General features: G+C 36.6%; 13 protein-coding genes. 8 read left to right on the top strand and 5 right to left on the bottom strand.

Features of this window, described 5'->3' with window-relative positions; all coding sequences use genetic code 11:
- Positions 1–4: 4 nt before the first annotated feature.
- From N2Z72_03225 to N2Z72_03190, 8 genes are all read left to right on the top strand, one after another.
- Positions 5–628 (top strand): hypothetical protein, encoded by a 624-nt coding sequence (locus N2Z72_03225; GenBank protein ID MCX7696690.1) that lies wholly within the window; start codon positions 5–7, stop codon positions 626–628.
- Between the two features lie 254 nt (positions 629–882).
- Entirely contained in the window at positions 883–2,781 is a 1,899-nt protein-coding gene (locus N2Z72_03220; protein MCX7696689.1) for an amidophosphoribosyltransferase, read from the top strand.
- A complete protein-coding gene (hemW, locus tag N2Z72_03215) occupies positions 2,765–3,895 on the top strand; it encodes a radical SAM family heme chaperone HemW (GenBank protein MCX7696688.1) in 1,131 nt (376 codons plus the stop codon). Before N2Z72_03220 ends, hemW begins: the two co-directional genes overlap by 17 nt.
- A gap of 92 nt (positions 3,896–3,987) precedes the next feature.
- Positions 3,988–4,212 carry a 4Fe-4S binding protein gene (locus N2Z72_03210; protein MCX7696687.1) on the top strand — a complete coding sequence of 75 codons (225 nt, stop codon included), beginning with the start codon at positions 3,988–3,990 and terminating at the stop codon, positions 4,210–4,212.
- Between the two features lie 10 nt (positions 4,213–4,222).
- Positions 4,223–5,302 carry a 3-methyl-2-oxobutanoate dehydrogenase subunit VorB gene (locus N2Z72_03205; GenBank protein ID MCX7696686.1) on the top strand — a complete coding sequence of 360 codons (1,080 nt, stop codon included), beginning with the start codon at positions 4,223–4,225 and terminating at the stop codon, positions 5,300–5,302.
- Positions 5,303–5,306: 4 nt separating this feature from the next.
- Positions 5,307–6,107: a thiamine pyrophosphate-dependent enzyme gene (locus N2Z72_03200; protein MCX7696685.1), complete on the top strand. Its 801-nt coding sequence runs from the start codon at positions 5,307–5,309 to the stop codon at positions 6,105–6,107.
- An 11-nt stretch (positions 6,108–6,118) separates the two neighbouring features.
- On the top strand, positions 6,119–6,673 hold the full coding sequence (locus N2Z72_03195; protein ID MCX7696684.1) for a 2-oxoacid:acceptor oxidoreductase family protein: 555 nt from the start codon (positions 6,119–6,121) through the stop codon (positions 6,671–6,673).
- Positions 6,657–7,463 (top strand): TIGR02757 family protein, encoded by an 807-nt coding sequence (locus N2Z72_03190; protein ID MCX7696683.1) that lies wholly within the window; start codon positions 6,657–6,659, stop codon positions 7,461–7,463. Before N2Z72_03195 ends, N2Z72_03190 begins: the two co-directional genes overlap by 17 nt.
- On the opposite strand, the gene N2Z72_03185 is transcribed toward N2Z72_03190, so the two are convergent.
- The 5 genes from N2Z72_03185 to N2Z72_03165 are packed head-to-tail and all read right to left on the bottom strand — an operon-like array spanning position 7,456 to position 13,319.
- The gene (locus N2Z72_03185; GenBank protein MCX7696682.1) at positions 7,456–9,018 is read right to left on the bottom strand and encodes an alkaline phosphatase; all 1,563 of its coding nucleotides are present in this window, start codon (positions 9,016–9,018) and stop codon (positions 7,456–7,458) included. The genes N2Z72_03190 and N2Z72_03185 overlap by 8 nt on opposite strands.
- Entirely contained in the window at positions 9,015–10,247 is a 1,233-nt protein-coding gene (locus tag N2Z72_03180) for a U32 family peptidase (protein ID MCX7696681.1), read from the bottom strand. The genes N2Z72_03185 and N2Z72_03180 overlap by 4 nt, the downstream gene beginning before the upstream one ends.
- A 6-nt stretch (positions 10,248–10,253) precedes the next feature.
- The gene (locus N2Z72_03175) at positions 10,254–11,237 is read right to left on the bottom strand and encodes a MoxR family ATPase (GenBank protein ID MCX7696680.1); all 984 of its coding nucleotides are present in this window, start codon (positions 11,235–11,237) and stop codon (positions 10,254–10,256) included.
- A complete protein-coding gene (locus N2Z72_03170) occupies positions 11,228–12,565 on the bottom strand; it encodes a peptidylprolyl isomerase (protein MCX7696679.1) in 1,338 nt (445 codons plus the stop codon). Before N2Z72_03170 ends, N2Z72_03175 begins: the two co-directional genes overlap by 10 nt.
- Complete coding sequence (locus tag N2Z72_03165; GenBank protein MCX7696678.1) at positions 12,555–13,319, bottom strand: hypothetical protein; 765 nt, start codon at positions 13,317–13,319, stop codon at positions 12,555–12,557. The genes N2Z72_03170 and N2Z72_03165 overlap by 11 nt, the downstream gene beginning before the upstream one ends.
- Between the last annotated feature and the right edge of the window lie 47 nt (positions 13,320–13,366).

Below are 13,366 nucleotides of genomic sequence, written 5' to 3'. Positions count from 1 at the left end.
CACCATGAAAAAGATTATCTTTTTTGTATTGTTTATTCTTTTAGTGGGAGAGTCTTTTGCTCAAAAAAAATTTCCTAAAGGGAAATTTTCTAATCCCGTTGTTCACAAAATAAAGCTCATAGATGATGGGCGTCTTTATGCTCGTGAGGGTGTAACGATGTTTTCCAATGATCCACTGCTTCACAGAGGTAGGTTATCGCCTTCTATTGTAGATTCCATAAGACAGTATGTACAAATAAGTGCAAAAGAATTGACTGGTGCTGAAAATGTTGTAATGATGCCTAGCGGTGGTGGTTTATCTTTTGGATACTATGCCTTACCAAATTATTCTTTTCGCCTTGCCAAGCAAGCACAGTCGGGAGATGTGTACCTTAAATATGTCATTCGTCTAAGAGCACATCAATTTAAATTTGTAACTTTTGTATCTTATATGCCTCGCTTGCACATCCGTGTAGTAGCTAAAACCCCAGTAAAAAGATTAGTTTTTAGGAAATCATACGTTTTTTCAGCTCGTTCGGTTGGTGGTTTTCAAATTCCTCTCGGTGACTTTACGTTTGAGAAAACCAATGGTCTTAAGCCAGAAGAAGTCCTAAAGCTTTTTAAAACTTCTATTCTTCAGGTCAAGTGAACCAAGTTGACATGCTGAATTTTTGGTTGAACAGTTTTTTTTGAGTTGACATCGATCACAAGGGGAATTTTTGTGAGTTAGCATTCTTTTAAGCTCATTTAATGTTCTATACAAAGCGAACCCGATAAATAAGAAAGTTAAAATATTCCAAAACAAATTTTTAATGTTTACGCAACAAAAATACTTCATTAATACTTTTATTTAATTAAAACATAATTCATATCATATTAAACATCATTACTTTTGTAAAAAAAATGTCTGATCATTTATTGCATGAATGTGGCATTGCTTTTATACATCTTCGAAAGCCATTAGAATATTACTTAAATAAATACGGACTTTCCTATTATGGGATAGAGAAGTTGTGTTTGCTCATGGAAAAGCAACACAACCGAGGGCAAGATGGGGCTGGCTTTGCCTGTCTTAAGTTAGGACTTCAACCTGGAGAAATTTATTTTCATAGAGAAAGAGATAACTCTGCATTGCCTATTATCCATATTTTTGATAGGGTTTTTTCTACATTCAAAGAGCTAGAAAAAACAGGGTCACCACGTTTTTATGATGTTCAATATTTAAAGAAACATAATCCTTATGTAGGAGAGATTTACCTTGGGCATGTACGGTATGGGACCTATGGGAAGAACGACATTGATTATTTACATCCGCAAATGAGGTTCAATAATTGGAAAACCAGGAGTTTATTCGTGGCTGGGAATTTTAACCTAACCAATACACAACAACTTTTAGATAAGCTTATATCGTTAGGTCAACATCCCATACGCAAGGGAGATACATTCATTCTAATGGAACTTATCGGTTATTACTTAGATGAGGAAAATGATCAGATATATAGGAAGTATAAAAACGAGGGTCTATCTCGCGTCGAAATCTCCAGGAGGATAGCAGATGAACTTGACTTAACTAAAGTGCTCAAAAGAGCTTCCGATGGATGGGATGGAGGTTTTGTTATTGCAGGACTCGTCGGGCATGGTGATGGTTTTGTGCTGAGGGATCCATATGGTATACGACCTTGCTTTTATTATGCGGATGAAGAGGTAATAGCAGTGGCTTCAGAAAGACCAGTACTTCAAACTACTTTTGATATTAAGACTGAACAAGTCAAGGAGCTTGAACCAGGGTTTGCTTTGGTAACGAAATACAACGGAGATTACCGTGTTGAACGCATATTCGATTCTGTTCCCAGGTATAGTTGTAGTTTTGAATCTATCTATTTTAGTCGTGGAACTGATGCTGAAATATATGAAGATCGTAAACGACTCGGAAAATTTTTAGTGAAAGATGTGCTTAAGGCTATAGATTATGACCTTGAAAATACAGTCTTTTCTTATATACCTAATACAGCTCTTGTGGCTTTCTTAGGCTTATACGAAGGCTTACTTGAGTTTTGCTTGCAAAACAGTGTAGAAGAGATCCTTTCATTGCATGAAATTAACCGAGAAAATATTTTCAAAATTTTAGAAAAACGGCCCCGGATTGCTCAAATTGCAGTTAAAGACATGAAACTTCGAACTTTTATTACTAACGATAAAGATAGAGATGGCTTAGTAACACACATTTATGATGTGACGTATGGTGTCGTTCGTGAGGGAATCGATAACCTTGTAGTTGTGGACGACAGCATCGTGCGTGGAACAACTTTAAAAAATAGCATCATTAAAATGTTGGACAGACTTCAACCTAAGCACATCGTATTTGTTTCTTCCGCGCCTCAGATCAGATATCCTGATTGTTACGGTATAGATATGGCAAAACTCAAAGATCTTGTAGCCTTTCAAGCAGCTATTGAATTACTAAAGGAAACGAAACAAACACATATTATTGATGAGGTTTATCGATTATGTGTTGCGCAACGAAATAAAGAGGACAAGGATATAGAAAATTTTGTTAAACGTATTTATGCACCTTTTACCGAAGAAGAAATAGCCCGAAAAGTAGCTGAACTAGTTACACCACCAGGGACAAAAGCTAAGGTTACTATTATTTACCAGTCGATCGATAATCTTCACAAGGCTCTTACTCGCAACCATGGAGATTGGTATTTTTCGGGAGATTATCCTACACCGGGCGGAAATCGTGTGGTCAACAATGCGTTTTTAAATTACGTCAAGAACATTGATGAAAGACCTTATTGAAGAAAATCACTTATACGTACACGTTCCATTTTGTCGAAAAAGATGTCGCTATTGCGATTTTTATTCTACGGTGGGTGTAAACCTTTTTGAAGAATACAAAGAAGCTATTTTTAAAGAAATTGATTTAGTTTTTAAAAATGAACATTTTTCGACGATATATTTTGGAGGAGGTACACCGTCGATATTGCCTTTAAATGTACTAGAGCAAATAGTAAAGAAAATATACACCACCTCGAAGATTTCAGAAGATGCTGAAATTACTTTAGAAGCAAATCCAGATGATGTCACAGAAGGACGAGTACAAGCCTGGAAAAACATGGGAATTAATCGAATTAGCTTGGGAGTGCAGTCTTTTATAGATCGTGAATTGCGGTGGCTAGGCAGGACGCACACTGTCAAGCAAAATTTCCTTTCGTTGGAGATCGTAATGAAATATTTTCAGAATGTTTCAATTGATTTGATCTTACATTTACCTATATCGACACTCAATGAAATAGAATTCAACATTGAGTGCATTAAGCAATTCGACATATCGCATGTCAGTGTATACGGTTTAACGGTTGAAAAGGGAACTTCCCTTGCTAGAGCATTGAAAAACAAAGAATTCACTCTAATTGATGAAGAAATGCAGAGAAAGGAATTAATATACGTGCACAGTGTACTAACTTCAATGGGCTTTGAAAGGTACGAAGTCAGCAATTTTGCCAAGAATGGTATGTTTTCGAAACATAATTTGGCTTATTGGCTTGGGCATCCATATATAGGGTTAGGTCCTTCCGCCCATTCTTATCGTTACCCTATTAGAAGAGCAAATGTAAGTCATCTACTCCGTTATATAAGAAATTTGAGAACCAATCAACCGTGGTACGAAGAGGATGTGCTAACTTCGGATAAGCACTGGATTGAGATGTTAATGCTTAGATTAAGAACGAAAGAAGGCCTAAAAAAGAAAGAAGTAATTGATACTTTTGGTATGAATCAGTGGGATAGATTGATATATATCATAGAAACAAAAAAATTGGGTGACTATTTTTATGTATTGGATGATAGAATATCCTTCACAGACGAAGGAGTTTTGGTAATGGACAGTTTGTTACTCGAATTTGTTTTTTAACAAATTAGTCAAAAAAAATTGATGGATTTTTTTTGAGTGGTAGTATTACTTTTTGGAAAAAAACTATTTTTGTTTGTCATAAGTAGAACGACATGGCTAAGGTTAAAGGAGCAATTGTAATTGATAAAGATAGGTGCAAAGGGTGTGAAATTTGTACTACCGCTTGTCCTATGAATGTAATTAAGATGTCGACACAAGTGAACATTAAAGGCTATTTTTATGCTGAGCCTTATCAGGATACTTGTATTGGTTGTATGAATTGTGCAATCGTTTGTCCTGATGGGGTTATCACAGTGTATGCAAAGAAAATAGAATAAAACAGTAAATATGGGTGAAATTCAATTAATGAAAGGTAACGAGGCATTTGCTGAAGCAGCCATTCGAGCAGGAACGGATGGTTATTTCGGCTATCCTATTACACCTCAGTCAGAAGTAATTGAATATCTCATGGCAGCAAAACCATGGGAAACGACGGGTATGGTTGTTATGCAAGCAGAAAGTGAAATAGCTTCTATCAATATGTTGTACGGTGGTGCTGGTGCTGGTAAAAAAGTAATGACTTCTTCTTCTAGTCCTGGAATAAGCTTGATGATGGAAGGTATATCTTATATGGCTGGAGCTGAGCTTCCTTGTGTCATTTTAAATATAGTTCGCGGTGGTCCGGGCTTAGGAACCATACAACCATCCCAATCAGACTATTTTCAAGCTACGAAGGGAGGTGGCCATGGGGATTATCGCATGTTTGTTCTAGCACCTGCTAGTGTGCAGGAGATGGCTGATTTTGTCCCACTTGGTTTTGATATCGCTTTTAAATATCGAAATCCAGTCATGATTCTTAGTGACGGAGTCATTGGACAAATGATGGAAAAAGTAGAACTATTTGATCCTATTCCACGAAGAACAGAGGAAGAAATTATAAAACAATGCCCATGGGCTACAACAGGAAAGACTCCAGATCGTCAAAGGAATATTATTACTTCCTTAGATCTCGATCCTGCTAGACAAGAAAAGCACGTATTAAAACTCAAAGCTAAATATGAAAAAATGCAAGAAGACGTACGATATGAGGAAATCGAAGTAGAAGATGCTCAATATTTATTGATTGCTTACGGTTCAAGTGCTAGGGTTTGTTTGAAAGCTGTTAAATTGTTGCGAAATGAAGGTTACAAAGTAGGGTTATTTAGACTAATTACTTTATTTCCTTTCCCTTATAAAAGAATTGAAGAACTTTCACATCAAACCAGAGGGATGATGGCTGTTGAAATGAGTCTTGGTCAGATGGTAGAAGATGTTATGCTTGCTGTTGGAAAGGATCAAAAAGTGATACATTACGGACGGGTTGGTGGAATTGTTCCCAATCCTATTGAAATAGCAAATGCTATGAAAACCCAAATCATTGGAGGGTAAAATTATGTCAGAAGTTACATTGGAAGCATGGAAAGATATTATAAAGCCTGAAAATTTGGTTTACAGGCGAACCCCAGTAATGACCGATAAAGTTCTGTCTTATTGTCCTGGATGTGGCCATGGGGTTGTTCATCGAGTGCTATCTGAAGTAATAGAAGAAATGGGCATACAAGATAAGACCATTGGTGTTGCTCCCGTAGGTTGCTCAGTGTTAGCTTATGATTTTTTGGACATTGATATGCAACAGGCAGCTCATGGACGTGCTGCAGCTGTTGCTACTGCCATTAGTAGATTGTGGCCAGACAGGTTTGTTTTCAGCTATCAAGGTGACGGCGACCTCGGTGCAATAGGTGGTAACGAGACATTACATGCTTGTAATCGCGGTGAAAACATTCTATTTATCTTTATTAACAATGGCATTTACGGAATGACAGGTGGACAGATGGCACCCACAACACTTTTAAATGCAAGAACAAGTACTTCCCCTTATGGACGTGAAGTTAACATTCATGGTTTTCCTTTAAAGTTAAGCGAGCTTGTAGCTCAATTGCCTGGCACTTATTATGTGACAAGGCATGCTGTTCATAAACCAGCTCATGTGAGGAGGCTAAAAAAAGCCATACGTCAGGCTTTTGAAAATATCAGAAATAAGAAGGGTACTTCATTTATTGAAATTGTCTCTAACTGTAATTCTGGATGGAAGATGACTCCAGTGCAGGCAATTAAGTGGCTTGAAGAAAACATGTTATCCTTTTATCCATTGGGTGATATCAAAGTCAACGGAGAATTGGTTCGTCAAATTTAATACATGAAGCTATGAACGAGGAAATTTTAATAGCAGGATTTGGAGGACAGGGTGTTTTGTCGATGGGAAAAATATTGGCTTATTCAGGTATGCTTCAAGGTCTTGAAGTGAGCTGGTTCCCTTCTTATGGACCTGAAATGCGAGGAGGGACTGCAAATGTTACAGTTATTTTAAGTGATGATCGTATAAGTTCACCTGTGTTAACTGAATTTGATACGGTCATCGTTCTTAATCAGCAATCGTTAGACAAGTTTGAAAAAGCAGTAAAAAAAGGTGGTATACTTATTTTCGATCCCAATGGGATTATTAAACCTCCTACTAGAAAAGATATAGAAATTTTTTCAATTCCTGCAACTAAAAAGGCTTCAGAATTTGGACTTGTCAAGATCTTTAACATGATGGTTCTAGGTGGTTACCTCAAAATAAAACCTCTTGTTTCTCTTGATTATATTGAAACGGGTTTAAAAAAATCCTTGCCAGAACGACATCATAAGTTGATTCCTGACAATATGAAAGCTGTTTATATTGGTCAGGAGATCATAGAAAAATATGAAGTTCCATCCTGATTCTCTAAAGGAATATTTGCTCGAAAAGGCTGATTATTACAATCAGCCTTTTTTTATGCAAGATGATCCCATTTGGGTTGTACATCAATGTTCGACTACCCGAGATGTAGAAATCATTTCATTTTTAATAACCACCTTTGCCTGGGGCAATCGCAAGGCTATTATTAAAGCAGCACAGCAACTGTTAAAGTTATTGGATAATTCACCTTATGACTTTATAAAAAATGCAAACCACCACGAAATACGTCAAATTGAGAAATTTGTATATAGAACCATATGTGGTGATGATATAATAGAGTTGATATATTTTTTGCGTAATCTATATAAGAATGACGAAATGGGTTTAATTCGTACTTTTAATCCATCTTTAGAACCGGATTCATCTAAGCATGCTTTTGTTTATATCCAACATTTTTTAAAAAAACTTCACGTTGGCATCAGAAACCCACATACACGACACCATTTTCCTATAACATCTTGCACTAGTCCAGCTAAACGATTAAATCTTTTCTTGCGCTGGATGGTTAGAAGAGATAAATATGGAGTAGATTTTGGCATATGGAGTAACTATTTTTCTTCCGCTTCACTAGTAATACCACTTGATGTACATGTCATGCGAACTGTTCGTTTTTTGGGTTTAACTAGGGCAATTCATCCGTCTCGTAAGGTTGCTTTAGAATTAACGGATTATGCGCGTAGTATTAAACCAGATGATCCTGCTTTTTTGGATTATGCTTTTTTTGGAATTTCGTATTATGAAAAAATTGTAAGCCAAGGAATTTTTACCTGATTTTAACGTGAACTATGTTAGAGGTTATTTTTTGGTCATTACATTCTACGCTACAAATAATTTGAGCGTTTTTCTTAAATTTGAATGAACACGAGTAATTTTGACAGGAAGTAGGTTTAGTATTTACATACCATGTAATTTTAGCATTAGGGCAGGGGATAGAAGCGTAAAATGTGATAGGTTCGTTTTTGCAAGCTGTTACTTCAGTTGGATAAACAAATACGGAATTTCCCCAAAGTTGTTTCACTGCATGAGAGACATGTGAAATGTGAAGATAAACACCCCTACGAGGATCATTTTTTTTCAGATATGATGCAAATAATTGCGATCCACAACCTTTGGCGAAAAATGGGACCAATTGATTGGTGTGATCACTTGAAAGAAATTTTGCTTTTGGCATGATATGATAACCTGAATGCTGAACGGGCTTAAATCCTTCGTTAATTTCAAATTCGTTGCATAACAACCCCGTTTCATGATCTGCCATGACAATTAATAACGTGTTGCTCCATGAATTCGTACTGTCGATCCAATGTATGACGGTCCTGACAGCCTTGAAAAATTCTCTCGTTTCTTCAATAAGACGGGACAAGTTGTTGTCGTGACCTGCCCAATCAATAGCACCTCCTTCAATCATCAAGAAGAAACCGTCTGGATCTTGTGAAAGAAAACGAAGTGCAAGAGTACTCAGTCGATCAAGGGTAGGTATACCTTCAGGAAATGGAATGTCGTAAGGTTGTTTTGAAATACCTGTTCGGTTATAAGACAAAGATTCAAAAATAGGTGGTATGTAAACAAGCTTTTTAAGCTTAGCTTTGTATCGGATGGCAGAGTCTAAAACTAAAATGTTATCTGTTCCAAGCCATTCTTTGGAGAAATAATACGAAGCACCGTTATAGATAATATTTTTATTTTTTAAGGCAAAGAAAAAATTCCACAAAGAGGAATCGATGTAAGTCCAAGAGGGTGTATTTTTTAATTTGCCGTCGTTATCGTAAAATGGATGTCCGGTACCCATAATAAGTTGGAGTGGTGAATGAAGTAACATCTCGTACGCAATGTTGGTATAAGATTTTCGGTTGGGGTGATGTATAGCAAACCCAGCAGGTGTAGCGTGAGTGAATGGAACAGAAGTAACAACACCACTTGATTTATTAAGGCGATATGCTAATTCAGCTAAGTGTAAAACAGGGATACTATCAGGGGTTAAGCCAAGCATTCCTTGTAAAGTGAGATAACCAGTTGAAATAGCTGTAGCAGCTGCCGACGATTCAGTAAAAGCTGACATGAGGTAATTTTTATCAACCCATGCGCGAGCAGGATCGTAGTCCACTCCATGGTTGCCGGTATGAGCTGCTGCTTTGATTTCAAATAGATTAAATAACGAAATGCTGTCCTTGTCAAAAAAGTATTGTGTCGCTTTATATTGTTCAAATCCCATTCCGTCGCCAATCATGATGATAATATTGCGTGGTATACATGATTGAGAAAAGCTTGAAAAAAACACTTTTATTGCAATAGCATGAAATATTAAAATTCTACGAGTTGCACTCATCGTTGTTTGATTATAAAAACTTGATCATTTCTTCGAACTTTTACAGGAACTTTGATAGAGAAAATGGTTCCTTGAGAAGCTGAACTGGAAGGACCAACATCGGTGTGAAGTTCTGAGATGGTAGTTCTTACGACTCCTGTGGTGGGACCGATAATATAGATTTCAGCTCCAACATAAACAGGCATAGTTTCGGCCTTAATTTCAGCAACATTAAGTTGAGAATAATAATGAGTTACTTTACCAACGTATTCTTTGTATTCTGTTGAAGCAGAGCCTGGCTGATTACTCCATTCAATAGTTGTTCTTCCAAGATAGTAGCCTTCCCAGAATTGACGATGATAGACTTTACTGAGTTGTTCGAGACCGTATTTTATAAAGTCTTGATTGAAAGTATTACTTTGAATGGCTTTGACAGCTTCTTTATACACTTTAACTGTCGTATAGACATATTCAGCGGAACGTCCTCTTCCTTCAATTTTCAAAATACTTATACCAGCATTGATAATTTTATCTAGAAATGAAAGTGTGCAGAGGTCGCGTGCCGAGAGAATGTACCCATTTTCCATTTCTAATTCGATGTTGCGTTCTTCGTCAAAAAGTTTGTATTTTCTTCGACACACTTGCAGACATTTTCCGCGATTAGCACTTTGGTTATGCAAATCCTTACTGAGATAGCATTTTCCACTGATAGCCATGCAGAAAGCACCGTGTACGAAAGCTTCCAGTCTGATTGGTTTTCCCGAAGGACCTAGAATTTTTTCTTTGTGAATTCTTGTATGGATTTTATTGATTTGTTCTAATGAAAGTTCTCTTGAAAGAATAACTACATCGGCCCATTGGGAATAAAACCGAACAGCTTCAGAATTGGTAATATTAGTTTGAGTAGATAGATGAACAGGCATTTTCAATTCTCGCGTTTTGGATAGAACACTGTAATCTGTAGCTATGATGGCATCTACACCAGCATCTTTTGCTTTTTGTAAAAGATCAAAAGCATTTTCTAGTTCTTCTTCATATATAACAACATTGAGCGTGAGATATGCTTTTGCATTATGTTCTTTAGTTTTTTTTACGATATAAGGTAACTCTTGTGGAGTAAAATTTGTGGTGGATGCGGATCGCATATTTAATTCGCCTACTCCGAAGTAGACAGAATCTGCTCCTGCTTCTAATGCTGCTTGAAGTGATTCAAAAGAACCAACAGGAGCTGTTACTTCAATTTCGTACATATTTGTTTAATCCTTAAGCAGTTCACGTATGATGTCGCGAGAAGAGATACCTTCAGCTTCTGCTTTATAATTTTTGACAATTCTATGTTGAAGTACATTTTCTGCAACTGCCCTTATGTCTTCGATGTCTGGCATATGTTTTCCGTGAAGTAAAGCATGGCATTTAGCACCAAGTATGAGATATTGACTGGAACGAGGACCTGCACCCCATGCAATATATTTTTTTGCCCATGGATGTACGAAATGAGAATTAGGGCGTGTTTTAGCTGTGAGTTTAACTGCGTATTCTACAACATAATCAGTGACAGGAACACGGCGTACGAGATTTTGAAAAAAAATGATTTCTTCAGCATTTGAGACTACCGAAGCTGTAGGCATTGTTTCGAGAGTTGTACGTTTGACAATGTCGATTTCTTCTTCGAACGATGGATAGTCTAGCCAGATGCTAAACATAAATCGGTCGAGTTGAGCTTCTGGCAGAGGGTAAGTTCCTTCTTGTTCTATAGGATTTTGTGTTGCCAATGTAAAGAAAGGATTTGGAAGAGGATAAGTTACACCGGCAAAAGAAACTTCCCTTTCTTGCATAGCTTCGAGCAATGCTGACTGTGTTTTCGGAGGTGTGCGGTTGATCTCGTCAGCAAGAATGATATTTGCAAAAATGGGACCTTTGATGTACTTAAACTGACGGTTTTCATCTAAAATTTCTGTCCCAATGAGATCACTTGGCATAAGATCAGGTGTAAACTGAATACGTGAGAAGGTTAAAGATAAGGATTGAGCTATGGTGGTAATGATGAGGGTTTTAGCAAGGCCCGGTACGCCAATGAGCAACGTATGTCCTTTAGAGAACATACTGATGAGAATCTTTTCGATCACCTCGTCCTGACCTACTATAACTTTGGCAATTTCCTGCCGCATGCGGTGGTAAAGTTCGTTGAATTTTTTGGCTGCTTCAACGTCGTTGGCAAAAGCTATCATATTTAATTCCATTTATATTTGAACAAACAATCTGAAAACTCAGGGTCAATTTTGATATAAATATATTTTTTGTGATCATAAAACCACTTTTCAAGAGCTTGTTTTTTTTTCAATTCTGTTGTGAGTTCAACAAAAAGTGCATAGTCCTTTTCGAGCGTTGCCTTTCGAGGGTCAGTTCTAGATTTGAGATAAAAGATACGGAATGCTGATTGTCCTTTGTCGGTTTGATATGGTAAGACAGGGCTAATTTCACCGGGTTTAAGTTTATCTATGGCCAGAAAAACATCAGGGGTTAGTTCACTAGGTGAAAAAGTAGTTTTACCGTTATAAGGGTTAATAACAAGTCCATTTCTTGTTTTTAATTCAGGTGGATTAAACTTAAAAGCAGCTTCTTCAAAGGTAATCCGACCACTGAGAATTTCATTACGTAAAGAATCAAGTTGTTTTTTTGTTCTCCGAATATCAGCGTCAGAAACCTCAGGAATAATTAGTATATGACGGACATTAACAAATTCTCCACGACGCTGAATGAGTTGAAGAATGTGGTAACCATATGGTGTCTCGATAATGTCCGAAACATCTCCGGGCTTTTTCAGGCTAAAAGCTGCTGCTTCGAAGGAAGAAACCATTTGACCTTTACCCCAGAACCCTGTTTCTCCACCTTTTTTAGCTGTTTCGATATCGTGTGAATAGAGTCTGGCAAGAACCTCAAAATTTTCACCTTTTTGAGTTATTCGCCGATGAATTTCACTAATTTTTTCATAAGCAATTTTTTTTTCAATATCTGAAGGTTGTGGAATGGCAACTATTTCGCCATATTCAATTTGTGATTCTATCAGTGGTATACTATCGGGGGGTAGTTGTTGATAGAATTTTCTGACTTCGGAAGGAGAAACACTAACGTTTTCTGTTATTTTGGACTTCATGGTTTCTATAAGTAATTGTTCGCGAACAAGTTCACGAAATTCTTCTTTGATTTCCACAATAGATTTGTTATAAAATTTTTCAAGTTGTTCGGGGCTTCCCATTTGATTTATGAAGAAACGAAGTCGTCTGTCAAGTTCGTTTTCAACCTGATTATCAGAAATTGTCACAGAATCAAATTCTGCTTGCACTTGCAGCATTTTCTGGAACATAAGTTCTTCCAGAACTGAACAACGTAACTCATCAGTCGGTTTCTGTCCCATCATCACAAATTGCCAATATTGGATTTCTACGTCCGAAAGGGTAATGATTTTATTTCCAACGATGGCGACAATTTTATCCAGAACTTGACCGACGGGTTGCGACAGAGCCATTAGTGATGCCAGCATCAGAAAAACGAAAACACTATTTCTCATTCATATAATTTTTGATTCGATAATAATGTAAAGCATTCAGGTATTTTTTATTGTATAATTCTTCTAGAAAAGTGTTTTTTTTGGTATGATACAGTAAATCCTTAATCATATCTTTCACCATAAACAAAGGTGCATTTTGATGAGGCAAAAGATATTTATAAATACGCCCCAAAAACACAGCATCGGTAGTTTTTACCTCAAAAAAGGTGGTATTTTGAACAAAAGCTATAGTATCTTTGAATGAAAATGGTATTTCTTTTACTACATCCTTAAAATACACCCATGTATTTGGAACAAGGAACGTTCTTTTTGCTTGCGATGTGAGCGAATTTATAATTGTGAGGTCTGGCGAAGGATAAAGAAACTGTTGTTTGATTTTGAAGTAATTGGGATCCTGTTGGGAAATTTCAACAAAATGAAGTTGTACCATAACTTGTTGAAGAGGAAATTCATTTTTGTTTTTATGGTAAAAGTCGGCTATCTCTTCGTCAGTAATATGAATTGGAGGTAAACTGTCTATTAACCAATTTTCATATGCTGCTAAAACCAGTTGCTTTTCGACATCTTGTAATTTTTTGTTAATTATTTTCAAGACAGAATCAGGCAAGTTCTCTTTTGCCATACGAAATAAAGCCTCTTTTTTGATCCAATTGTCAACTTGTTTATTTAAATAAGCAAGGCTGTCTTTCTTATCAAGACCCGATGGAATAAAAATATCTTCTGCGTAAAGTTTTTCTTTTTCAAATTCAGCCAAAAGAAGCTTTTTCTTTTTGCTTTTTGAACAAAATGTAAGAAAAACAG

The sequence above is a fragment of the Bacteroidales bacterium genome (assembly GCA_026418905.1).
GTDB lineage: Bacteria > Bacteroidota > Bacteroidia > Bacteroidales > DTU049 > JAOAAK01.
Note: the sequence above shows the minus strand (reverse complement) of the source record. Positions and strands in the feature narration are given on the sequence as shown.